This is a genomic window from Enterobacter sp. 301B, from assembly GCF_003850715.1.
GTDB lineage: Bacteria > Pseudomonadota > Gammaproteobacteria > Enterobacterales > Enterobacteriaceae > Enterobacter > Enterobacter intestinihominis.
The window spans coordinates 216756-240476 of the sequence record NZ_PQTC01000001.1 but is presented as its reverse complement, the minus strand read 5'-3'; the positions used below and the strand labels follow the sequence as shown (position 1 = coordinate 240476).

17 protein-coding genes and 1 pseudogene are annotated in these 23721 nt (G+C 55.7%); 8 read left to right on the top strand and 10 right to left on the bottom strand.

The features are described 5' to 3' along the window. Positions 1-83 precede the first annotated feature (83 nt). Positions 84-1049 (bottom strand): magnesium and cobalt transport protein CorA, encoded by a 966-nt coding sequence (locus C3451_RS01050; protein WP_045621684.1) that lies wholly within the window; start codon positions 1047-1049, stop codon positions 84-86. 121 nt (positions 1050-1170) lie between these two features. Then, a complete protein-coding gene (locus C3451_RS01045) occupies positions 1171-2028 on the bottom strand; it encodes an alpha/beta fold hydrolase (protein ID WP_038415997.1) in 858 nt (285 codons plus the stop codon). Positions 2029-2395: 367 nt separating this feature from the next. Here C3451_RS01045 and C3451_RS01040 point away from each other — a divergent pair, with 367 nt between their 5' ends. After that, the gene (locus tag C3451_RS01040; protein ID WP_124304195.1) at positions 2396-2761 is read left to right on the top strand and encodes a hypothetical protein; all 366 of its coding nucleotides are present in this window, start codon (positions 2396-2398) and stop codon (positions 2759-2761) included. A gap of 10 nt (positions 2762-2771) precedes the next feature. After that, positions 2772-4868 carry a pyrroloquinoline quinone-dependent dehydrogenase gene (locus C3451_RS01035; RefSeq protein ID WP_022648004.1) on the top strand — a complete coding sequence of 699 codons (2097 nt, stop codon included), beginning with the start codon at positions 2772-2774 and terminating at the stop codon, positions 4866-4868. Positions 4869-4943: 75 nt separating this feature from the next. On the opposite strand, the gene C3451_RS01030 is transcribed toward C3451_RS01035, so the two are convergent. After that, positions 4944-5534, bottom strand: a complete 591-nt coding sequence (locus C3451_RS01030; RefSeq protein ID WP_022648005.1) for a DUF4142 domain-containing protein — start codon at positions 5532-5534, stop codon at positions 4944-4946. Positions 5535-5784: 250 nt separating this feature from the next. On the opposite strand from C3451_RS01030, the gene C3451_RS01025 reads away from it, so the two are divergent. Both C3451_RS01025 and C3451_RS01020 read left to right on the top strand, forming a co-directional pair. Further along, on the top strand, positions 5785-6063 hold the full coding sequence (locus tag C3451_RS01025) for a DUF1471 domain-containing protein (RefSeq protein WP_003857380.1): 279 nt from the start codon (positions 5785-5787) through the stop codon (positions 6061-6063). A 307-nt stretch (positions 6064-6370) separates the two neighbouring features. Beyond that, positions 6371-6544: an addiction module toxin, GnsA/GnsB family gene (locus C3451_RS01020; RefSeq protein ID WP_022648006.1), complete on the top strand. Its 174-nt coding sequence runs from the start codon at positions 6371-6373 to the stop codon at positions 6542-6544. Between the two features lie 87 nt (positions 6545-6631). On the opposite strand, the gene C3451_RS01015 is transcribed toward C3451_RS01020, so the two are convergent. Beyond that, the gene (locus C3451_RS01015; protein WP_022648007.1) at positions 6632-7468 is read right to left on the bottom strand and encodes an alpha/beta hydrolase; all 837 of its coding nucleotides are present in this window, start codon (positions 7466-7468) and stop codon (positions 6632-6634) included. Positions 7469-8127: 659 nt separating this feature from the next. Then, positions 8128-9117: a 2-hydroxyacid dehydrogenase gene (locus C3451_RS01010; RefSeq protein WP_003857375.1), complete on the bottom strand. Its 990-nt coding sequence runs from the start codon at positions 9115-9117 to the stop codon at positions 8128-8130. 210 nt (positions 9118-9327) lie between these two features. Between C3451_RS01010 and C3451_RS01005 the strand changes: the two genes are divergently transcribed. The 3 genes from C3451_RS01005 to C3451_RS00995 are packed head-to-tail and all read left to right on the top strand — an operon-like array spanning position 9328 to position 12480. Then, positions 9328-11967 (top strand): YdbH family protein, encoded by a 2640-nt coding sequence (locus tag C3451_RS01005; RefSeq protein WP_045621688.1) that lies wholly within the window; start codon positions 9328-9330, stop codon positions 11965-11967. Beyond that, positions 11964-12155, top strand: a complete 192-nt coding sequence (locus tag C3451_RS01000) for a YnbE family lipoprotein (protein WP_003857369.1) — start codon at positions 11964-11966, stop codon at positions 12153-12155. The genes C3451_RS01005 and C3451_RS01000 overlap by 4 nt, the downstream gene beginning before the upstream one ends. Before the next feature lie 7 nt (positions 12156-12162). Then, a complete protein-coding gene (locus tag C3451_RS00995) occupies positions 12163-12480 on the top strand; it encodes a YdbL family protein (protein ID WP_022648010.1) in 318 nt (105 codons plus the stop codon). Here the strand turns inward: C3451_RS00995 and feaR are convergent, their stop codons facing one another. Then, complete coding sequence (feaR, locus tag C3451_RS00990) at positions 12481-13389, bottom strand: transcriptional regulator FeaR (protein ID WP_023300024.1); 909 nt, start codon at positions 13387-13389, stop codon at positions 12481-12483. It lies immediately after the preceding gene. Between the two features lie 241 nt (positions 13390-13630). Between feaR and C3451_RS00985 the strand changes: the two genes are divergently transcribed. Continuing rightward, the gene (locus C3451_RS00985) at positions 13631-15130 is read left to right on the top strand and encodes an aldehyde dehydrogenase family protein (protein WP_022648012.1); all 1500 of its coding nucleotides are present in this window, start codon (positions 13631-13633) and stop codon (positions 15128-15130) included. A gap of 551 nt (positions 15131-15681) precedes the next feature. On the opposite strand, the gene C3451_RS00980 is transcribed toward C3451_RS00985, so the two are convergent. The 4 genes and pseudogenes from C3451_RS00980 to paaZ form a co-directional block, all read right to left on the bottom strand. Next, complete coding sequence (locus C3451_RS00980; protein WP_045621690.1) at positions 15682-16788, bottom strand: GGDEF domain-containing protein; 1107 nt, start codon at positions 16786-16788, stop codon at positions 15682-15684. Positions 16789-16840: 52 nt separating this feature from the next. Beyond that, a pseudogene (locus C3451_RS00975) lies at positions 16841-18814 on the bottom strand (alkyl sulfatase dimerization domain-containing protein). A gap of 166 nt (positions 18815-18980) precedes the next feature. Then, positions 18981-21254: a primary-amine oxidase gene (gene tynA / locus C3451_RS00970; RefSeq protein WP_045621692.1), complete on the bottom strand. Its 2274-nt coding sequence runs from the start codon at positions 21252-21254 to the stop codon at positions 18981-18983. Positions 21255-21449: 195 nt separating this feature from the next. Then, positions 21450-23489, bottom strand: coding sequence for a phenylacetic acid degradation bifunctional protein PaaZ (paaZ, locus tag C3451_RS00965; protein WP_124304194.1), 2040 nt, complete (start codon positions 23487-23489; stop codon positions 21450-21452). Positions 23490-23721: the final 232 nt, after the last annotated feature.

Sequence of the window (23721 nt, the reverse complement as noted above, 5' to 3'; positions counted from 1 at the left end):
GGTATGGTGTCGTGGCATAATCGACATAAGCGTGAGGCTTTACTGTACTTCACGACACCAAAAACTATCAGATCGCTTATCAATCAAAGCCAGCGAGAGCGTTTGAGCCGAAGCCACAGTAATACACAGGCTCCCAGCGTGACAGCGACCGTAGCCGGATAACCAAAGAGCGTCTTCAGTTCCGGCATATGTTCGAAGTTCATACCATACATGCTAAAGACTACCGTCGGGATCACGAGGATGGCCCCCCAACCGGCCAGTTTCTTCACGACTTCGTTTTGCTGCACTGAAACCAGTGCCAGGTTAACGTGCATCGCGCTGCTTAGCAGCTCACGCATGTCATTTACATCCGTTACTACATGGCTTGCGTGATCCTGAATATCTCTGAAATACGCCCTGAGGGGTTTTGGAATAAGTTCTTCATGAATGCGGATAAGCTCTGTACAGATTTCTTCTACTGGCTGAGCGGCGTTGCGAAGCCCGAGTAGATTACGGCGGAGGGAATACACGTCCTGAATAGCTTCACGGTCAAATTCACTGTGAAAAAGTGTCGCTTCTATATCACCAATTTTGGTGTTGAGGCGCGCAGTCAGCTCTGCATAACTGTCAACAATAAAATCCAGAATACAGTAAAGAGGATAAGCCGGACCGTACGAAAGCATGTCCGGGGCCTCAGCAGCACGGGCGCGTATAGGTGCATAGCTCACTGAAGCACCATGGCGCACCGTAATAAGGAAGTTTCGGCCCACAAACAAATGCGTTTCGCCAAACTCAATATTGTCGTCCTGTCCACTGACGGTTTTTACAACGATAAATGCCGAGCTGCCATAACGCTCTATTTTAGGCCGCTGATGTGCATTAAGCGCATCCTCAACGGCCAGATCGTGCAGACCGAACTCCTCCTGGACTTTGTACATAAAAGCAGGTTCAGGCTGCCAAAGCCCCAGCCAGATAAACGCATCGGTATCCTGGATGATTTCGCTGATATCCTCAATATCTACGGTTTCGGCGGGGTGGCCTGAACGGTAGACCATACAGTTAACAATCATTTCCTGACTATCCCTTAAGCATGTGTCTAAGAAGCTTAACCATTTCCGTTAAATTTCCAAATTTTTATGCCGGCAGGTTTTAATATGTTGAATACTCAGAAAGGTCATGTTCACGCGTCGTTCAATCCGGGCACTGACTCTCCAGCCATTGACCGACGACGGGCCATAATTTCTCCGCACATCGCGTACGAAAAAATCCCATATGCCCAATGGACGAAAGACCAAACTCTGCGTGCCGTATCTCGCAGCGTTCTATTTTTGCTTGTTGCACCGGCTCCATCAGCCGCGCAATAGCTTCACGGTTAGCCCAGGGATCGTCATCAAATCCCATTACCAGCACGGGTAGGGTGATCTCACTAGCCCGTTGGCGTGCATTCCAGTGTGGATCATCGTAAAAATATCCAGGCATTGCGCTCCAGCGCCCCCATTGAAGCATGACTGGCGCCGGTAAATCTTCACCCAGCCCCAGGCGCCTGGCAGGCATGTAACCGAAAATACGGCACAGAATCGGAGCCAGAACACGTAATACGCACCAGACACGCACCTTTTCAGTGGTGCGTTTGATGGTGCTCGTCACCCCGGCATGTGAGGCTACAATGACCGCAGCTTGCAGGGCGTGGGTGGCTGTTGAAAGCAGAACGGCATGCCCGCCCACACTGTGTCCTACCGCCAACAGGCTAAGCCCTGGAAAATGTGCTTTAGCCCAGGCGGTTATACATCCGACGTCCTGGTCGATCCAGTCAGACATCGAAACGCGGTAAGTACGGACCAGCCCGGATTTAGAGAGGCCGGTGCCGCGATAATCGTATGTGAGGACGTTGAATCCTCTGTTAAAAAGATATTCTGCGAATCCCTTATAAAACCCCTGTACAACCGCCGTTGCCGGATGAAGGAGCACTATCGCTTTGGCATCGCTTCTTTCCCAAATTGTGGCTGCCAGAAATCCACCTTCATTTACGGGTATTATGACTGAACGCATTCATAGAGCCTTATTTATGTGGTCATACCAGTTATGCCTGAATTAAATCTAGCCTTTACTACCCCATCTGGCGATTTTTTTTACACCCCAGCGTTTGTCCCTCGCTCAAAGCAGACAATAAACCTCGCCCGAGCGTTTTTAGCGAAACACACTGCCTTATGGGCTCAACGTGAGGAAGGGTACTCTCCGGATAAACGCCCCTTTAAAAAATCCTCTTCTATACTCAGTTACGTTTAGGGAAATATGCCGCCGTTTTTCACGTCGCGTTGTTTTAATAGCCATTGCACGCGCGAACAGCAGGGACATATATCCACGAAAACGCCTTAATGTTGGTCCATTTTGCATTTTTTAGAGGGGGATTCCTGGTATGTTGCATTCTCAATCTTCGCGCGTCGGCACTATTTTGCTGCTGTTGGCCGCGGTTATAGGCTTCGCGGTGGCGCTATACGCCTGGTGGACGCCGCTTACCGGCGTCACAGACACCATTGGCGCACTGGGCGTGGCCATTGCCAGCGCGGTGCTGGCGATACTGATCTTTGTGTTACGTGCGGCATCGGGGCGCGGGGCGCGTGTTTTCCTGATTATTGTCACCCTGGTGGTGTTGGCGGGTATTGGTTTTGCCGCCGCGCTGCTGCACCAGTACATCATAACGGCAGCCATGGTGGTCGGCCTGATTGGTCTGATTATGCTGAGCAGACATTCCGCCCGTTACAACCATTCCGTCAGAACCTGAGGAGCCGCCCGTGCATAACGATAAGCATTATCCCTTCATAAAAGTCAGCATGACGGCGCTGGCGCTACTGGTCACCCCGTTCGCGCTGCAGGCGCAGGATAAAGCCGCTGAGGCCTCTCAGGGGACCCAGGAATCACTGAATATTGATGCGGCCGATCAGCAGGCGCCTGGAACCACAAAAACCACAGACGATGCCTCAACCGGTAGCGGTGACGGAAAGAAAGTCGCCTCGGCCAGCCAGCCAGCGACGCCGCTGGTGCCCGGCACGCCAACCTGGGACAGCTTCCACGGCCAGCTTAACGCGCAGAAATACAGCCCGCTTACCCAGATCACGGCGGATAACGTCAGTAAATTAACGAAAGTCTGGGAGTTCCATACCGGCGACGTCTCGGATGGTAAAGGTGATACGCCAGCGACCGTGTGGTCCGCAACGCCCATTTTCGCTAACGACACGCTCTACATCGGTACCCCTTTCGATCGCCTGATTGCGCTGGATCCGGGCACGGGTAAAGAGAAGTGGCACTATGACACCAAATCGTCGCGCAAGGCACTGACCCAGCCGGTGCTGAAAAACCGCGGCGTTTCCTACTGGCAGGCCAAAAATCCGGTGAAGGGAGAGGCGTGCCAGAAGATGGTCTATATGGGCACCGTTGACGGCAAGCTCTTTGCGCTGGACGCCGATTCAGGCAAACCGTGCAGCGGCTTTGCGGACAACGGGGTGCTGGATCTGAATCAGTGGAACACCGTTAACGCCAAGTATCCGCTCTCTGTTCTGCAACCGCCAACCGTCGTCGGCAACCATCTGCTGGTGGGTTGGGCCGGGAAAGACTGGGCCTATGCCGAAGCGCCTCCGGGTACCGTATTTTCTGTCAACGCCCAGACCGGCAAGCTTGAATGGACCTTTGAGGCGATACCGGCAGAGATCCGCAAGCGTACCGGTACCGCCAACGTCTGGACGCACATGTCCGCCGATGAGGCCAATGGGCTGGTCTATCTCCCGGTCTCATCGCCGTCTCCCAACTATTGGGGCGGCAACCGCGTCGACGCAATTCCGCTTGGCACCTCCACCACCGCGCTGGACATCAACACCGGTAAAGTGGTCTGGTCCCGTCAGTGGGTACACCACGACGTCTGGGATTACGACATCAACTCTGCCCCGACGCTGATGGATATCACCGTAGACGGCAAGCAGATCCCGGCGCTGGTTCAGGCCACCAAGCAGGGCTTCCTGTTTGTGGTTAACCGCCTGACCGGGGAGGACGTATGGCCAATCGAAGAGCGTCCGGTTCCGCAGGGTGATGGTTCGGTCCAGGGCGAAGTTCTCTCGCCTACACAGCCGTTCCCGACCAAACCTGCGCCGCTGCTCGACCAGTCGAAAAAGCCGGAAATCTGGAAGCTGGCGGATATCGTCGGTGGCGGCCAGTGCTCTCGCCTGTGGGATAACCTGACCTATGAGGGAATGTATACTCCGCCTACCACCAAAGGCGAAGGCACGCTCACCTATCCCGATAGCGCCGGCGGCGTGCAGTGGGGCGGGGTGGCGTTCGATCCGCAAAAACAGATCGCCATCGTCAACACCTCGCATATCGTTCAGTACGTGAAGCTCTACAGCCGTGAGGATTACGATAACGCGGACAAAGACTCCGGCAACGAAAGCGGCTTTGCCCCACAGGAAGGCGCCCCGTACGGTATGCGTCTGCTGGTGGCGAGCAACTGGCTGGGCATGCCGTGCTGGCAGCCGCCATTTGGCGAAATCGTGGCGATAGACATGCACACGGGCGATGTGAAATGGCGTCGTCCGGTTGGCGCCTCACAGCAGTATGGCTTCTTCATGCCGGAAAGCTGGGGTTCGCCTACCATTGGTGGCCCGGCAGTGACGGCGGGTGGCGTGATCTTCATCGGTGCTTCAATGGATGCCAAAGTGCGTGCCTACTCGGTAGAGAGCGGTGAAGAGCTGTGGTCCGATCAGGCAGAAGCTCCAGCGGTAGCGAACCCGTCCGTGTATGAATATAAGGGTCGGCAGTATGTGGCCTTCGTGGCTGGCGGGAACACGATCCTGAAGGATCAGGTAGGCGATCAGGTGGTTGTCTACGCGTTGCCGGAATAATTCATCAGGAAGGTGAAATAAGCGTGGGGCCTGCGGGCCCCACTTTATTTTGCAGTAGTCGTTTCACCGACGCGCTTATTTATCGGCTGATGCGCCAGCACGCGTTGACATCTGCTCGGCGGACTTCAGATGCTGCTCAACGACTGGCGTGTGCTCGTTGGCCAGAGCCTTCACATCCGGATCGTCGATTTTACTGGCGTCGCTCTTAAGCTTCGACAGCACCTTCTCGTGGTCCTTCACGCCAGCATATTCCATATACATTTTGTCAAAAGCGTCACCGCGCTGGTTTTCAAGCCTTGAGTTCAGGGCTTTATGGGCGGCGTCTGGCTCGGTCGGCAGCTCTACGCCCTTTTTCTGGGCAACGGCCTGCACTTTGGTCAGGGCGGCGCCGTGGTCGTCGACCATTTTCTGGGCGAATGTTTTCACTTCACTGGTCTGGGCCTTGTCCAGGGCGAGCCTGGCGGCGGCGACTTCGTTGATATTGGCCTGCGCCATGTCCTTCAACGCTTTCTCGTCGCCGGAGCTGAGTCTGGCGTCCGGTTGAGCCTGGCCCGCAGCGTTAGTTTGCGCGGCGCTTGTCGTCTGGGCTTGTACGCCAACGGTGCTGAACATTGCTGCAACTGCTGATACGGCTAGCAGCCTTTTCAGGGTTTTACTCGTGTGCATATTGTTCTCCTGATGGTCATGGTACAGGTAAGTTTCGGTTACCTAACGCGCAACCGGGCAGATAAATGCTAACTGCACAGGTCAGTATAGTAGATGAACCTGCTGTAATCGCAGGTTGCGTCAGAGAGGGCAGGTAATAATGCTCAATAAGGCGACGCTTATCGCTCAGTCTATCTACGACATTGGCACGGATCATTCCCATATTTGATGCTAATGTTAAATAGATAGATTTATTAACAGGAGGAATGATATGAAAAAAGCACTATTAGGGAGTGTATTGGCTTTAACAGTTGCAAGCTTTGGCGCATCTGCGGCAGATATGATTTCCAAAGATGAAGCGCACCACTTCAAACTTGAATACCTGGGCAATGTATCTGTAGGGGCTTCAGGTGGACAAATTTCTTCACCTTCAGATCTTCATCAAAAACTCTCGAAACTGGCAGATGAGAAGGGCGGGAAATACTATGTCATCATCGCTGCTCGAGAGCATGGCCCTAACTTCCAGGCCGTAGCAGAAGTCTTCAAATAATCTTTCCGAATAACGCAGAAACCCGCTCATGGCGGGTTTTTTGCTTATAGAGAGCAAAAAAAATGCCCCTGGTGCGGGGCGAGTTTGAGTCAAATCTTTTCTTATGTTTATGTGCTCTAAGGCGTTGGCACAATAACAGCTTATTCAAATAATGCAATCTAAATGCATATTTAAATGCAATGGCCCCATCTGCCCCTCATCTCAAGGTGAAGGCAGCATACGTAACGCAGATAGTCTACGCTTTACATAGGGTTATGGTTAAAACCAGTTAGATACTGGAAACAGTAAACGGCCGCAAGAGGTAAATATGAAAGTTGACGCAATGACGCAAAAGGCAGAGGAAGAAATTTCAGCGCTTATAGCCAAAAAAATTGCAGAATTACGAAAAAAAACAGGGCAGGAAGTATCTGAAATTGAGTTTATCGCTCGTGAGGCCATGACAGGTCTGGAGGGGTATGAAGTAAAAATCAAACTCCTGTAAGCGTTTCTTCCTGAAATGGTCGCTCAATTCTTGCCGCAAAAGAGAACCGGGCGTGGTGCCCGGTTGTTTTATGGATAATCGACGTCTTTATGAGCGAATAAACGTCAGGATATCGGCATTTATGGTATCTGCATGCGTGGTATGCATCCCATGCGGGAAGCCTGGATAGATTTTAAGCTCGCTGTTTGCGAGCAGCTTATCCTGAAGAAGGGAGGCATTTTTATACGGGACGACCTGATCGTCATCACCCTGCAACACCAGGACGGGAACGGTGATAGCTTTGAGATCGTCCGTCTGGTCGGTTTCTGAAAATGCCTTAATGCCATCATAGTGGGCTTTGGCGCTACCGATCATACCCTGACGCCACCAGTTCTGGATTGTTCCCTGCGAAACCTCTGCTCCGTCTCGGTTAAATCCATAGAAAGGACCGCTGGCGACGTCGAGGTAAAACTGGGCGCGGTTAGCGGCCAGCGCCTGGCGGAAGCCGTCGAACACCTCAATGGGCGTACCGCCGGGGTTCGTGTCTGATTTTACCATCAGCGGAGGAACGGCGCTGACCAGTACCGCTTTGGCCACCCGCCCCTGAGGCTGGCCGTACTTCGCAACGTATCTGGCGACCTGGCCTCCGCCGGTGGAGTGGCCGACGTGCACGGCATTACGCAAATCAAGGCTTTCGACCACGGCTGATGCGTCGGAGGCATAATGATCCATATCATGACCTTCACTCACCTGATCGGAACGACCATGACCACGACGGTCGAGGGCGATGACGCGGAAGCCTTCTGCAAGGAAAAAGAGCATCTGGTTATCCCAGTCATCGGCGCTCAGCGGCCAGCCGTGATGGAAAACGATCGGCTGCGCATCCTTCGGACCCCAGTCTTTGTAATAAATACTGACACCATCTTTCGTTGTTACGAATGCCATATTTCAGACTCCTCTGCTAATGGCAACATGTGTGAAGGCTAAGTAAATAGCCCAGCATTTAGGGACGTAATAAAACTGACTTATATTAATCTTATTACTGATATATCCGCTTAAAGTGTAGAAGGGTTCCTGAAAACAGTTATAGATTAATTTTGTATGGTCATTATTTATTTTTAAACGAAATATCCCCTAAACCAGCCGGGGCACTGTGTTATTTTTCTCGCGTGGTGAATCCCCCTGTGCGGAGGGGCTAAACAGCACGTGTAGCTTAGGCAATCAGTAGCGGGTCAAGGTGGCTGACCAACGACTCACCGGGAGGCACCCGGCACCACACATACGTTAAAGCTTGTATCTCGCTGAATTTATTAGGGATGGTGTATGAAGTTGGGCTTTTTGGCTGGAGCAGTGCTGGCAACCTGGTTGTCTTTAACCTACCCGACGCAAATGAGAGCTGTTTTTGAACAACTGGTTACGATAGTGCAGCAAATCACGCAGCCTTCAGCAGAGCCTCATTCTGATATGGTCACACCGGAACAGTCATATCCTTGATTGTTATATTTACGATGAACGTTAGCCATCTTAATAGTTAACCTGTGCTTATTTTTCTGATGGGCTTATTATTGGCCGGGCAGAGGTTACCGCCACCCGGCCTGACGGTCTTAAACGATCGCGTTAGGGCACGCTTCGCCCTTATCAAGCTGCTGTAAATTCCCCAGCGTGGTTTCCGAAATACTGATCAGCGCTTCGGCGGTCAGAAACGCCTGGTGGCCGGTGAACAACACGTTGTGGCAGGCCGACAGGCGACGGAACACGTCGTCCTGAATCACGTCGTTAGATTTATCCTCAAAGAACAGATCGCGTTCGTTCTCATACACGTCCATACCCAACGCGCCGATTTTTTGCGTTTTCAACGCTTCGATAGCGGCCTGAGAGTCGATCAGTCCGCCGCGGCTGGTATTAATGATCATCACGCCGTCTTTCATCTGGTCGAACGCCGACTGGTTAAGCAGGTGATAGTTTTCCGGGGTCAACGGACAGTGCAGGGAGATAACATCAGACTGCGAGAAGAGCGTTTTCAGATCGACATACTCCACGCCCAGCTCCAGCGCAGCGGCGCTTGGATACGGATCAAATGCCAGCAGGCGCATGCCAAATCCTTTCAGGATGCGTAGGGCGGCCACACCAATTTTGCCGGTACCGATCACGCCTGCGGTTTTACCGTACATGGTAAAGCCGGTCAGCCCTTCCAGAGAGAAGTTGGCATCACGGGTACGCTGATAGGCACGGTGAATACGACGGTTGAGCGACATCATCATCCCGACGGCATGTTCTGCCACGGCTTCCGGAGAATAGGCCGGAACGCGAACAACCTTCAGACCCAGCTCTTTGGCGGCATCGAGATCGACGTTGTTAAAGCCCGCGCAGCGCAGGGCAATGTATTTCACGCCCTGTTTTTTCAACTCTTCCAGTACCGGTCGGCTACCGTCATCGTTAACGAAGATACACACGCCTTCGCAGCCGTGGGCGGTTTTAGCCGTCTTTTCAGTCAGCAGAAAGTCGAAAAATTCAAGATCGAAACCGTACGTCTCGTTAACATGTTGCAGATACTTTTTGTCGTACTGCTTTGTGCTATATACCGCGAGTTTCATAAGACTTTCTCCAGTGATTTTGGAACCACGTTAGCATGTTTAAAATTATCTTACAATTTTTCAAAATTCATTGAAATCAATAAGTTCTATGAATTATTGTAGAGCATCTACTCTTAAAAATGGCATTACCTTCAACTGACTGGCTAAACATGCGACAATGAGCGGCAAGAACGGCTTATTTATTTCGCAAAATCAGGATATTAACTGCCCATGAAGGGTAAATACAAAGCCGCAATCGCGCTATTACTGCTGCTATTTCTTGTGCCGCTGACGCTGCTGATGACGCTCGCCCAGTGGGTGCCCACGCTCGCCGGGATCTGGCTTCCCGTTGGAGCACGCATCGCGTTTGAAAAAAGCCCTCGGCTCACGCGCCACGCCCTGATCATCCCCGATCTCCGTTATCTGGTAGAAGAGTGCGAAATTGCCCGCGTGGAAAACGTGACCCTGTCACACCCCAGCCGCTGGCATCTGGATATTGGCGCACTTGAACTTAACTCTGTCTGCCTGAGCAAATTACCGCAATCGGCGCCGTCTACGGTGGCGCCGAAAACGCTGGCGCAGTGGCAGGCCATCCTGCCCAACACCTGGCTGACCATCCACCGTTTTACCCTTTCTCCCTGGCAGCAGTGGGAAGGTGAGCTGCATGCCTCACTCACGCCAGCCCGCCAGGACATCACCTATAAAGGCGAGCAGGTGAGCATTAAGGGGCAGTTGCGCGGCCAGACGCTCTCCATCACCCAGTTCGATGTGCAGCTGCCGGACCAGTCGCAGCCCGTGAAGCTGGTCGGTGAATTTACCCTGCCGCTGGTGCCGGACGGCGTACCGGTGAAAGGGCATACGGTCGCGACCTTTAACGTGCCACAGTTATCCTCGCTGGTCGATGCCGATCTGGACTGGGAGGATAAACAGGGCCAGCTGGTGGTTATGGCGCGGGACAACCCCGATCCGCTGCTCGATTTACCGTGGCAGATCACCGCTCAGCAGTTGACCATCAGCGACGGGCGCTGGAACTGGTCAGCCTCCGGTATGCCGATGAGCGGTCGCATCGGCCTGAAGGTGGATAACTGGCAGCAGGGGCTGGAAAAAGCCACCTTCACGGGGCGGCTAAACGTGCTGACCCAGGGAGATGCGGGTAAGGGCAACGCGGTACTGAATATCGGTCCCGGCTCGCTCAGTATGGAAAACAGCGCTATGCCGCTACACCTGAGCGGGGAAGCCAAGCAAAACGATCTGATCCTGTATGCCAGACTCCCGGCGAAGCTGACCGGCAGCCTTTACGATCCGCAGCTTACGTTTGAACCCGGCGCACTATTGCGCTCGCGCGGACGCATCATTGACTCGCTGGATATCGATGAGATCCGCTGGCCGCTGGCGGGCGTGAAGCTCACGCAAAAGGGCGTGGACGGCCGCCTGCAAGCCATTCTGCGGGCGCATGAAAACGAGATGGGCAATTTTGAGCTGCATCTGGACGGCCAGGCTAACGACTTTTTACCGGACAACGGTTTGTGGCAGTGGCGCTACTGGGGTAAAGGGAACTTCACGCCGATGAACGCGCGCTGGGATGTCCGGGGAACCGGGGAGTGGCGCGACAACGTTATCGAACTGACCGATCTTTCCACGGGGTTCGACAAATTGCAGTACGGCACGATGCTGGTCAGCAAGCCACGCCTGGTGCTGGATCACCCGGTGCGCTGGTCGCGGGACCCGGATAACCCCACCTTTAGCGGCGCGCTCGCGCTCAATGCCGGGCAAACAAGCTTTTCAGGCGGAAGCGTGCTGCCGCCGTCCGTTTTGACCTTCAGCGTTGACGGGACAGACCCGACGGTGTTCCAGTTTAAAGGGAATCTTCATGCGGATGACATCGGCCCGGTCCAGGTGAATGGACGCTGGGACGGCGAACGCCTCCGCGGTCAGGCCTGGTGGCCAAAACAGTCTCTTACAGTGTTCCAGCCGCTGATCCCGCCAGACTGGAAAATGACCCTGCGCGGCGGCGAAATGTACGCGCAGGTGGCTTTCTCAGCGGCCCCCGACCAGGGGTTTGAGGCCGGGGGGCACGGGGTGCTGAAAGCGGGCAGCGCGTGGATGCCGGATAACGAAATCAACGGCGTTGATTTTGTTCTGCCGTTCCGCTTAAGCCAGGGCACCTGGTCACTGGGCACGCGCGGACCGGTAACGTTACGAATTGACGAGGTGAAAAACCTGGTCACAGCCCGAAATATCACCGCGGATCTTCAGGGCGATTATCCCTGGACCGAAGCGAACCCGCTCCTGCTCACCAACGTGAAGGTGGAAGCACTCGGCGGGAAAATCACCATGCAGCAGTTGAGAATGCCGCAGCACGATCCGGCTTTACTGCGCGTGGATAATATTTCCTCCAGCGAACTGATAAGCGCGGTAAATCCGAAGCAGTTTGCCATGTCCGGCCCGGTGAGCGGCGCGCTGCCGTTCTGGCTGGACAATGAGAAATGGATCATTAAAGATGGCTGGCTGACCAACCCGGGGCCGATGACGCTGCGCATCGACCAGGACACGGCGGATGCCATTGTGAAAGACAACGTGGTTGCCGGGGCGGCGATCAACTGGCTCCGCTATATGGAAATTTCGCAGTCGTGGACAAAACTCAATGTGGATAATCTGGGTGTGTTAACCATGCAGGCGGCCATTAAAGGCACCAGCCGCGTCGAGGGCAAAAGCAGTTTCGTTAACCTGAATTACACCCATGAAGAGAACATTTTTACCCTCTGGCGCAGCCTGCGCTTTGGGGACAATCTGCAAACATGGTTTGAGCAACATGCGGCGATACCCCTTCTCCGCGGTTCGACAGGCAAGGAAAGTGAGGAACAACAATGAAAAAGAGGGCTGGTGTACTCACCGTGGCCGTCGTCGCGCTGCTGTCAGGCTGCACGCCGCGCATTGAAGTGGCGGCGCCCAAAGAGCCGATCACCATCAACATGAACGTGAAAATCGAGCATGAAATCCATATCAAGGTGGATAAAGACGTCGAAGCCCTGCTGAAATCCCGCAGCGATCTGTTCTGAGGATGCCATGAAACGATTAGCTCTGATGTTACTGGCGCTGGGGATGAACGTTCACGCCGCCACGCTTACGCTCAACGATGCGCGCACCCAGGGGCGCGTAGGGGAAACCCTGAGCGGCTATCTTGCGCCCGTTCAGCACGACGCTGAAACCCTGGCGCTGGTGAACCGTATCAACGCCGCACGCACGGAAAGTTACCAGCAGCTTGCTGACAGCAATAATTTGCCCGTCGACGAGGTGGCGAAAATGGCGGGGCAAAAGCTGGTGGCCCGCGCGCAGCCGGGTGAGTACGTGAAGGGGATTAACGGCAAATGGCTGAAAAAGTAACTAGCGGTAACGCTTACGGTATTCGCCCGGCGAAACCCCGAAACGCTGCTTAAAGGCGGTGGAAAAATGGCTATGGTCGGTAAAGCCCCAGCTGTAGCCAATGCCCGCCAGCTTTTCGTCATCGCCGATGGAACGCAGCGCCTGAGCGCATAAATCGAGGCGACGGTTCTTAATATACTGCGCCACCACCAGCCCTTTCCCGGCAAACATGCGGTACAAGCTACGCACGGACATGCCGCTCTCTGAGGCTATCCACTCCGGTCTTAACGCCTCCGACTGAATATGATCGTCAATCAGGGACAGAACGTGGCGGAACTGACGCTCCTTGCGCGGCAGCACCTCGTCATGCTGCTGGAAGGCCGGACGCAGCAGACACACCATCGCCTCCAGCGCCGCTTCGCTTTCACTGGCGCTGAGATCGGCATTGCCCATGCTCTCCTGTAACAGTCGGTAGCTCAGCTGTACGGTAGGCAGACTGCGGGAGAGGGGCAACGCGCACCTCACTTCCTGAAAACGCGCGTGTTGCTCAATGATTTGTCGCGGGAGCAGCAGCGAAATCTGGCGGGAACGCTCCTGCCAGTAAATGGAGCACGGGCGGGAGGCGTCAATCAGCGTGATATCCCCGGCTTTCAGCAGCGCGCGCTGGTCGTCCTGTTCGATTCCGGCGCTGCCTTCCAGCTGAAACACGGTGTAGAACCAGGCATCGTTGCCGTTTTTGATCTCCTGACGGGTGCGAAACAGGTTAACGCCTGCGGCGGTCACCGTGCTCAGCTTCAGACTTTGGGTGTAGCTGGTTTCCAGTTCGCCGAGAAACGCCCCCTCTAACGGACGTGCCGCAAAGCGCCCACAAACCTGGTTAATTTGCGCCAGCCACTGCTGAAAATTGTCCTGTTCGCTTGCACATGCCATTGATTTTCTCGCTGCACCGTCACTGTTTTCGCATTGTTGCATTTATGTTGCATTTTGTCAGGGCTACGAGGCTGACTATAGGAAAGAACACTCAACGGTTACAGCGATATAAGCGGGAATTATCACGATTTGCGGAGCCTGTCACAGCTGGCAAAGCGAATGTCACACAGACAAAAGCAGGAATGCGAATCCCCTCTTAGACTGCATACACACCCTGCGAAGCATAACGAAGGAGTATCCTATGTCCGAGTCACACGTCGCCGTCCTGCCTGGCGTGCAGCAGTTTTTAGATCGCCAGCACGGCCTGTGGATCGAAGGGCGTCAGGCGGCATCCGATAGCGAAAAGCGTCTGAACGTCTACAACCCGGCGACCGGAGAGGTCATTGCCTCCACCGCCGATGCCAGCGTTGATGATGTCGATCGTGCGGTGATGTCTGGCTGGCGCGCCTTTGTCGCCCGAAGCTGGGCCGGGCGGCTTCCGGCAGAGCGGGAACGCATCCTGCTGCGGTTTGCGGATCTGGTGGAACAGCATGGCGAAGAGCTGGCACAGCTCGAAACCCTGGAGCAGGGGAAATCGATTAACATTTCCCGCGCCTTCGAGGTGGGCTGCACCCTGAACTGGATGCGCTACACGGCAGGGCTGACCACCAAAATTGCCGGTAAAACCCTCGATCTCTCGATTCCACTGCCGCAGGGCGCGCGTTATCAGGCGTGGACGCGTAAAGAGCCGGTTGGGGTCGTGGCGGGGATTGTGCCATGGAACTTCCCGCTGATGATTGGCATGTGGAAAGTGATGCCCGCGCTGGCGGCAGGTTGCTCCATCGTGATCAAACCCTCGGAAACCACGCCGCTCACCCTGTTACGGGTGGCGGAACTGGCGAGCGAGGCGGGGATCCCGGATGGCGTATTCAACGTGGTGACCGGCAGTGGCGCCGTCTGTGGCGCGGCACTGACCTCGCACCCGCGCATTGCCAAAGTGAGCTTTACCGGATCGACGGCGACGGGCAAGCAGATTGCCCGCGCGGCGGCGGATACGCTAACGGGCGTGACGCTGGAACTGGGCGGCAAAAACCCGGCCATCGTGCTGAAAGATGCCGATCCGGCGTGGGTGATTGAAGGGCTGATGACCGGCAGCTTCCTGAATCAGGGGCAGGTCTGCGCGGCCAGTTCACGTATATATATTGAAGCTCCGCTGTTCGACACGCTGGTCAGCGGCTTTGAACAGGCCGTGAAATCCCTGAGCGTCGGGCCGGGCATGTCGCCGGATGCGTTTATCAACCCGCTGGTGTCGCGCGCCCACTGCGATAAGGTCCAGGCGTTTCTGGATGAGGCGAAGGCGCACAATGCGGAGCTGATCGCCGGGAACCGGGGGCCAGACGGCAAAGGCTATTACGTTTCGCCAACGCTGGTGGTCAACCCGGATAATCATCTGCGACTGACGCGTGAAGAGGTCTTCGGGCCGGTGGTGAATCTGGTCCGTGTAGCTGACGGGGAAGAGGCGCTTCAGCTGGCGAACGACACTGAATACGGCTTAACGGCCAGCGTCTGGACGCAGAACATCAGTAAAGCGCTGGAGTACACCGACAGGCTACAGGCCGGAACCGTGTGGGTGAACAGCCACACGCTGATAGACGCCAACCTGCCGTTCGGCGGCATGAAGCAGTCTGGCACCGGGCGCGATTTCGGCCCCGACTGGCTGGACGGCTGGTGTGAAACCAAGTCGGTGTGTGTGCGGTATTAAAAAAACGCCGGGTGGCGGCTACGCCTTACCCGGCCTACGGGATCGAGGAAAAAGGTTGGTTTTGTAGGCAGGGTAAGCGCAGCGCCACCCGGCGTAACTTACAGCGACCACCGATTCCGCCCGGCCTCCTTCGCCCTGTACAGCGCCGCATCGGCGCGGGCGATGATTTCCGCCCCGACTGGCTGGACGGCTGGTGTGAAACCAAGTCGGTGTGTGTGCGGTATTAAAAAAACGCCGGGTGGCGGCTACGCCTTACCCGGCCTACGGGATCGAGGAAAAAAGTTGGTTTTGTAGGCCGGGTAAGCGCAGCGCCACCCGGCGTAACTTACAGCGACCACCGATTCCGCCCGGCCTCCTTCGCCCTGTACAGCGCCGCATCGGCGCGGGCAATGATTTCCGCCCCGACTGGCTGGACGGCTGGTGCGAAACTAAGTCGGTGTGTGTGCGGTATTAAAAAAACGCCGGGTGGCGGCTACGCCTTACCCGGCCTACGGGAGCAAGGAAAAGGTTGGTTTTGTAGGCCGGGTAAGCGCAGCGCCACCCGGCGTAACTTACAGCGACCACCTATCCCGCCCGGACTCCTTCGCCCGATACAACGCCGCATCGGCGCGGGCGATGATTTCCGGGCCGGCCAGTCCTGGGGTATAGCCGGCAATGCCCATACTCACCGTCACACATTCACTCACCTTCGACGCGCTGTGCGCAATGGCTGCGGTGCGCAGGCCAGCCTGGATCCGCGCGGCGACTTTCTCAGCAACGCTTTCTTCACAGTCAAAGAGGATCACGACGAACTCCTCACCACCGTAGCGCGAAACCACATCCTCTGGCGTGCGCACCGAGGTGTTCAGCACCTCCGCGACCCGCGCGAGACACGCGTCCCCCGCCTGGTGACCATAGGTGTCGTTATACAGTTTGAAGTAGTCGACATCCAGCATCAGTACCGTGAAGCGTTTGCCTTGCTCCACCGCGTTTTCCAGCACCAGCTCCATCGCCCGGCGGTTGGCCGTTTTCGTCAGCGGATCCTGATGGGCCAGCGCATCCAGCCGCGAAATTAAACGCTGATTCTGCTGGTTGCGACGCCAGGCCTCTTCAAACCAGCTCAAGAGGATGTAGCGTCCGCAAACGAGAATGAACGTGAACACCACCCACAGCCCGGCAAAGCGAAGGTTCATCTCCTGATTCAGCAGCATGCTGGCAACGGGCATGGTGATCCACAGCGGCGCGATAAAGCACACCAGCCCCACCGGATGAAAATAGAGCGCGGTCATACCGGCCATCAGCAGGGTAACGAATATCGGCCAGGGATGAGGAAGCTGTATCACGTTGATAAACCAGTAACAACTTATCGACCATAGCAGGCTACTCATTAACAGCACGGCGCTGACGCCGCGGATGTGGCGCCAGGCCATTATTACCAACGCCACGGAAAGGATGACTACCCCCAGCATGGAAGCGTCAATCATCTGTGTGAGAGGTGGGCTGACGTGTAAGAGGGTATCAATTTGGCCGAACAGGGAATTGCGCAGCAGGATCATTAGCGCAAAACTCGCGTTGACGAAGGCGAGCCACGGCAGGTTCATGGCCAGCCCGTGGACAACCATGGCGTTACGGGTCGGCCAGGTCGCGGGCTCCGGAGTGGCGTTGTGTCTTTTTTCCATGAGAGAGAATGTCCCTGTGGCGGGCGGAAAGACCGCCCGCGAGTGCATGCCTTTACGGGGTCACAATGTTAAACCAGAATTCAAATTTATCCATGTAACCGAGCATGGCATCGAGTTTTGCGGCATCGCCCGTCACTTTGATATCGCCATTATCCTGAGCCTGTTTAAGCGTCACTTCTTTCAGGATGATTTTATTCAGCGTATCGCGGTTGAGGGTCACGGTCGCGTCAGCATCCTTCGCTTCGGCGTTCGCCGTGTGGTTCAGCACGCCATTTTCCAGCTCCAGCTTGTATTTGCCGCCGTCGCTGCCGAGGTCGATGTTAAACACCGATTTTGCATCCGCTGCTTTTTCACCGTTGATATGCACCGCCAGATAGTCAAAGAACATTTCTGGCGTCATTGCGCGCACGGTATCCGGGCTGGCGGTATTCGGGGTCGGACCTTTCACCACGCCGTTACGCAACTCCTGCGCGCCGGTCAGGTAGAAGTTACGCCATGGGCCGGATTCAGCCTGATAACCCAACTGTTCCAGGGCATCCGCTTCAAGGTTACGTGCGGCCTGGTTGTTTGGATCGGCGAATACCACTTTGCTGACCACCTGAGCCACCCAGCGATAGTTGCCCTGGTCAAAATCGGTTTTAGCTTTACTCAGGATGGCATCCGCGCCTCCCATATACTCCACAAATTTCTTCGCGGCTTCTTCAGGCGGCAGTTCATCCAGGGTCGCGGGGTTGCCGTCAAACCAGCCTAAATAGAGCACGTAGGTGGCTTTGACGTCATGACTGACTGAACCGTAATAGCCTCGGTTGGCCCAGGTATTGGCCAGGGAGTTCGGCAGCTTGAAGTTGGCGGCGATCTCGTCACGCGTCAGCCCTTCATTCGCCATGCGCAGGGTCTGGTCGTTGATGTAGCGGTAGAGGTCGCGCTGGCTTTTCAGCAGGTTAACCACATTCTCGTTGCCCCAGGTCGGCCAGTGGTGCTGCGCCATGATAACTTCGGCCTTATCACCCCAGCGTACAATTGCCTGGTTGATGTATTTCGACCATGGCAGCGGTTCACGAATTTTCGCACCGCGCAGGGAGTAGGTGTTATGCAGGGTATGGGTAACATCTTCCGCAGATTCGATCAGCTTTTTCTCTTCGATATACCAGAGCATCTCAGAAGGCGCTTCGGAGCCCGGCGCGAGCATAAAATCATAGGTCAGGCCATCGATCACCTCTTTCTGACCATCTTTCTCGATGATATTGGTCGGGGCAATCAGGGTCACCGTCCCGGCGGAGGTGGTGGTGCCGAGACCCGCACCCACCTGGCCTTTCGCATCCGGCTTCAGCAGGTTGCCGTACATATAGCTGGCGCGGCGGCTCATGACGTTACCCGCCATGATATTTTCCGCGACGGCGGCCTCCATAAATCCGGCTGGCGCGTAGACTTTAACCTTGCCGGACTTCACGTCGGCTTCGTCCACCACGCCGCGCACGCCGCCATAGTGGTCAACGTGGCTGTGGGTGTAAATAACAGCGACGACAGGTTTCTTGCCGCGATTTTAATAGTAAAGATCCATCCCGACTTTGGCCGTCTCCGCCGACACCAGCGGGTCGACCACGGTAATGCCTTCTTTACCTTCAATAATGGTCATGTTTGACAGGTCGAGGTTACGGATCTGGTACACGCCCTCGGTGACTTCAAACAGGCCGCTGATGTTAATCAGCTGGGACTGACGCCATAAGCTCGGGTTAACCGAATCGGGCGCTTTATCGCCTTCCTTGATAAAGGCGTACTGCTGTGGATCCCAGACGGTGTTGCCTTGCTCCCCTTTGATAATTTCCTGAGGTAGCGGGGCGATAAACCCTTTGTGGGCATTGGTAAAATCGGTGTTATCGGAGAAAGGAAGCTGGTTGAAGAGTGCGTTGTTGGCCTGCTGAGTTGCTGCGGTTGCATCCTTAGGGGCTTCTGCGGCCCAGGCTGAACTGGCGGAAATGAAAAAACCGGCCAGCGCAAGGCTTCTTACTATCTCATTGACTTTCATCCTAAAACCTCTCGGTTATGTATAGCGTTGTTCATGGATACTTCGATATCTACAAAATGTTTCAGATGTTGCAAAAGCATTAAGCGAAGTAACATTAACTATAATCGGGGAGTGGTATTCAGCAAGAAAGCGAATGAAAAACCGGGCATCGTGCCCGGTCAACGTGTTATTTCTGCTCTTTTTTCTTACCGAGCGTTGGCGTCTCGTCAAAGAAGTTCCACGGCTTGAGTAACGTGTGCACCCATTCCGTCGGCATTATCGGCCACTCCTCGGCGCGGGCGACATGGGTGGTGCCGGTGGTCATCCAGATGACGTTATCCTGGTCGTTCAGCGACTCGTTATCTTTGCTGTACTGGCCGAGGCCCGTATCATGCGTGGAACGGTTCGGGTATTTTCCCTCCGGGTACATCTCGTCGGGATGGTAAAGCGTCACCCACAGCTGTTTATCCATAAAGCTCAGGCGGTGATAAATCCACTCGTCCGGGGCAAACCTCGCGCCCGTCGCCACCGGGTGTGTGCCCCCCGCGTAAGGGATGATCTGATACGAGACCGGGTTGCCCATGCGGTTCTCTTTGCTGGTGTTGCTCAGCAGGCGGATGGTGCCCGGATCAAACTTTTGCGCCGCCTGCTGTTCGGTATCAATATCATACTGATTCACCTGCATGGTGCTGGTGCGCGGTCCGCCAGCGGTGTTCGGTTTGACGTCCGGATCCATGGCCACCAGCTTGTTGTTGATGCCGTCCACGTCCATATCCAGACGGAAGTTGTAGATGTGCTGGTGGGTGGTGCCGACAATATTATGGTCGATCAGCGTACCGTATCGGGTGTCATCCTTCGCGGTGGCATCATGCATGGTTTTCGTCTGCACGCCTTTCACCGCTTCAATGCCCGTGGCCCCTGCATCAATGCCGATGGTGCCGTTTTCGTGGAATACCCAGTCGAAGATATAATCGTAGTTACCCACGGTGCTGACCCAGCGCACCACCAGCTCGCGGCGCTCGGTGCTGACGTTGGGTTTACCTAACTCCTGATGCTTATACTCCGGCCCGGCGTAACGCTCGAAAATGGCGATCGCCCGGGGGATCTCCATTGGCGCACCGGTATAGTCCGGGATGGTTTCGTTGAGCATCACGGCGTTAGACGGAACATCCTTGCCGCGCACCAGCGGGGAGGTCAGGGTACCCATGCCGTAATCACCGGAGTCCAGGTAGGCCTTAAAGTACCAGCCGATATCCGGGTCGCCGTACGGCACAATCATGCCCCCGAGCGATCCCTGATACATCACCTGTCGCTTTTTGCCGTTGTCGTTATAGGTCACGGTGGAGATCATCGGGCCGACGCGCGAGTCCAGGCTCAGATGAAAATCCCAGTTCTGCCAGTGCACCATATCCCCGGTAATGGTGTAGTTCTTGCCTTCCGGCTCGATAATCTCCAGCGGTTTTTTCACCGTTTCAACGCGGTCACGGCCATCATAAGGACGCGGGGTGAGCGGCACCGGCACGACCGGGCCTTCCTCAATGTTCTGGATTTTCTTCTGCTCAAGATCCACCACCGCAACCAGGTTTTCGATCGGGTGCGCCCAGTAGTTACCGTCGCCCACGTCGAGATAGCTGATCACTTTCAACAGGCGGTCTTCCTGTTTCAGCCCATCCTTGCCGTCAAAAAAGCCGACGGTAAGCGGGGTGGTGATCACTTTCTTCGGATCGGTAATGCCGCGCTTTTTCAGCACGGCGGCAAACTCCGGGCTTTCATTGATGATCTGCTGCACGGTATTGAAGTCATCCAGCAGCACCATGCCGTGCGCGTCTTTGATCGGCTCCCAGCGGAGGATCTTTTTGTCCTTCAGATCCACCCGGCTTTCGATGATGCGTTTGCCGTTAAGCATAATGATATTGGCCTGGCGGGGCGCATCCACCGCCGTGCCGTTAAGCACGAAGTCCCAGACTTTGGCTTTTTCTGGCTCCGCCAGCGCAATCTGGGTAAAGCGGGTATTGGGTTTAAAATCCGCAGAGGCTTTCACAATGGCTACGGCCTGGTTGATTTCATCAGCCGTCAGCGCGTTTAACGGATGGGGGCGTTTTTCAACCTGGAATGTCTGATCAAGACCGGACTGAAAGACATCGTTGATAAAAGTCTCCGGGATATAGGCCTTATTGTTCTTCATCACCACGGGTACCTGGAGCGTCAGCGGTTTGCCGTTAACGATGGCGGTGTTGGCGCCGGGTTTGACCTTCACAAAGGCTCCGTCTTTAGCGATGGTGAACATCTGGGCGTAATCATCCCACTGCACGTCCGCGCCAAACGCCTGAAGCGTTTTGTCCATCGGGACCATATGCGCCTCGTTGCCGTGAGCGTAAACAGGGGATTGCCAGGCGCAACAGAGCGCAACGGCCATGGCCAGTGCCGTTCTACGGGCAAAAAAAGAAGAATTGCTTCCCATCGCAGACCTCATCTTGTTGTGTTTATTGTGTTGTGTCAGCCTTATCCTGACAGGCGCGCACGAAAAGCGTTTGCCTGCATCTGCCAGGTTGTTTGTCAGTCTTGCCAGGTTAAAAAAAGACCGGGGGATATCACACCCCGGTCAGGTAGTTGTAGGCCGGGTAAGCGGAGCGACACCCGGCATGAAAGAGGTGCGTCAGAAGTCACCCTGCTGGCGCGCCACCAGCGTCAGAATGGAGTAAAGCGCCACGGCCTGCTGATGCTGGTTGAAGATATCCACCGCCCATTCCACCACGCCAGTCGGTTTTTCCTCGGCAGTGCGCTGTTTCTTCAGCGTTTTACGTTTACAGGTCAGGCGCACCTGAATGGTATCGCCCGGCTTGACCGGCTCGATAAAGCGCAGGTTTTCCATGCCGTAGTTGGCAATGACCGGCCCAACCCCGGCATCGACAAACAGCCCCGCCGCGGCGGAAATCAGGAAATAACCGTGTACCACGCGCTCGCCAAAAATCGACTCCGCCGCGCCAATTTTGTCCATATGGGCGTAGAAATGATCCCCGCTCAGGCAGGCAAAATTCACGATATCCGCTTCCGTCAGGGTACGACGCGGGGTCAGCAGGCTGTCGCCCGGCTGTAACTCCTCGAAGTATTTACGGAAAGGATGAACGCGATCTTCCTGCACCTCCGCGCCACGGACCCACTGTTTGCCGATGGCGGCGAGCATGGACGGGCTGCCCTGAATTGCCGTGCGCTGGAGATAGTGCTTCACCGCACGCAGGCCGCCCAGCTCCTCGCCGCCGCCCGCACGTCCTGGGCCGCCGTGCACCAGCTGCGGTAGCGGTGAACCGTGGCCGGTGGATTCTTTCGAAGATTCCTGGTTGAGGATCTGAATGCGTCCGTGGGCGCGCGCGGCACCGGCAATAAATTGCCGCGCCACGTTTGAATCTGCCGTGACCAGCGTTCCCGCCAGGCTGCCGCCGCCCGCCCGCGCCAGCTGCATGGCGTGTTCACTGTTGCGGCAGCGCATCAGGGTGGCGACGGGGCCAAAGGCTTCGGTGGCGTGAACGGCCGGAGTTTCGTCCGGCTGCGGGCAGAACAGCAGGGTGGGCGGGAAGAATGCGCCAGCCGCCTGCATATCGGCTTTACCACCCAGACGGATCTGGCAGCCCGAGGCAAGCAGATGTTCGACTTTTTCCTGCACGTCAGCACGTTGCTCACTGTTGACGAGAGCCCCCATCTTCACCCCTTCCTGGGCCGGATCGCCGACGACCACGTTCTCCAGCCGCGCAATCAGCGCCTGGCTGACGGCTTCAACCTGCGCTTCCGGCACGATGATGCGGCGGATGGCGGTACATTTTTGCCCGGCTTTGGCAGTCATCTCGCGCACCACTTCGCGAATAAACAGCGCAAACTCCGGCTGCTCCGGCGTCACGTCCTCACCCAGCACGCAGCAGTTAAGGGAATCTGCTTCCATGGTAAACGGAATGGAATGCGCGACGATATTCGAATGTACGCGCAGGCTCTGCCCGATGCTGGCCGACCCGGTAAACGTCACCACGTCCTGGCTGTCGAGCTGGTTCAGCAGATCGCCCGCGCCACCACAGATCAGGCTGATGACGCCGTCCGGCACCAGTCCGCTCTCGACGATCGCTTTCACCATTGCCTGAGTCACCTGCGCGGTGGCGGTGGCGGGCTTGATGATGGCGGGCATCCCGGCAAGCCAGGTGGGTGCGAGCTTTTCCAGCATCCCCCAGCACGGGAAGTTGAACGCGTTGATATGCACCGCCACGCCGGATTTCGACGTTAACACGTGACGTGCCGCAAAGCCGCCTTCCTTCGACAGCGGGATCAGCTCATCCTCCGGCCACAGGGTATCGTCCGGCAGCTCACGGCTGCCGAGACTTGCGTAGGTGAAGAGGGTGCCGATACCGCCTTCAATATCCACCCAGCTGTCGGCCTTCGTCGCGCCGGTCTGGGCTGACAGGGCATAAAACCGATCCTTCTGGCTCAGCAGATGTTTGGCCACCGCCTTCAGCATGGCGGCGCGCTCGATAAAGCTCATTGCGCGGAGCGCTTCTCCGCCGTGTTCAATGGCGTAACGGCGCGCGGCCGCCATATCCAGCCCTTCGCTGGTGACTTCAAATAGCGTTTCCCCGCTGATGGCGTGGGTGATGGTGCGCTCGCGGCCCCGGCCTGATTGCCAGGTGCCGGACAAGAAGCTGGCTAACTGCTGCATTTCTTCTCTCCAGGTGTTTCGTGATTTCACTATAAATAGTTTGATCGCGAATCATAAAAAGCAAGCTGAGTTTTAATGAATTGTTAACGTTGTGATCTCTATTGCTTAGCCTGACCACCCGAAAGCCTTGTATAATCGGCCTTTCATGAAAAGGCTTGCGAGCATCGTCACAAAATAAACAAACGCTTCTTGGGGTTATATTTAACCTTTGTGTAACTTTTAAGAAACCAAA

Coding starts and splice junctions, on each gene's coding strand:
- C3451_RS01050 (WP_045621684.1), bottom strand. CDS start 1,049: ATGATTGTTAACTGTATGGTCTACCGTTCAGGCCACCCCGCCGAAACC.
- C3451_RS01045 (WP_038415997.1), bottom strand. CDS start 2,028: ATGCGTTCAGTCATAATACCCGTAAATGAAGGTGGATTTCTGGCAGCC.
- C3451_RS01040 (WP_124304195.1), top strand. CDS start 2,396: ATGTTGCATTCTCAATCTTCGCGCGTCGGCACTATTTTGCTGCTGTTG.
- C3451_RS01030 (WP_022648005.1), bottom strand. CDS start 5,534: ATGCACACGAGTAAAACCCTGAAAAGGCTGCTAGCCGTATCAGCAGTT.
- C3451_RS01025 (WP_003857380.1), top strand. CDS start 5,785: ATGAAAAAAGCACTATTAGGGAGTGTATTGGCTTTAACAGTTGCAAGC.
- C3451_RS01020 (WP_022648006.1), top strand. CDS start 6,371: ATGAAAGTTGACGCAATGACGCAAAAGGCAGAGGAAGAAATTTCAGCG.
- C3451_RS01015 (WP_022648007.1), bottom strand. CDS start 7,468: ATGGCATTCGTAACAACGAAAGATGGTGTCAGTATTTATTACAAAGAC.
- C3451_RS01010 (WP_003857375.1), bottom strand. CDS start 9,117: ATGAAACTCGCGGTATATAGCACAAAGCAGTACGACAAAAAGTATCTG.
- C3451_RS01005 (WP_045621688.1), top strand. CDS start 9,328: ATGAAGGGTAAATACAAAGCCGCAATCGCGCTATTACTGCTGCTATTT.
- C3451_RS01000 (WP_003857369.1), top strand. CDS start 11,964: ATGAAAAAGAGGGCTGGTGTACTCACCGTGGCCGTCGTCGCGCTGCTG.
- C3451_RS00995 (WP_022648010.1), top strand. CDS start 12,163: ATGAAACGATTAGCTCTGATGTTACTGGCGCTGGGGATGAACGTTCAC.
- feaR (WP_023300024.1), bottom strand. CDS start 13,389: ATGGCATGTGCAAGCGAACAGGACAATTTTCAGCAGTGGCTGGCGCAA.
- C3451_RS00985 (WP_022648012.1), top strand. CDS start 13,631: ATGTCCGAGTCACACGTCGCCGTCCTGCCTGGCGTGCAGCAGTTTTTA.
- C3451_RS00980 (WP_045621690.1), bottom strand. CDS start 16,788: ATGGAAAAAAGACACAACGCCACTCCGGAGCCCGCGACCTGGCCGACC.
- tynA (WP_045621692.1), bottom strand. CDS start 21,254: ATGGGAAGCAATTCTTCTTTTTTTGCCCGTAGAACGGCACTGGCCATG.
- paaZ (WP_124304194.1), bottom strand. CDS start 23,489: ATGCAGCAGTTAGCCAGCTTCTTGTCCGGCACCTGGCAATCAGGCCGG.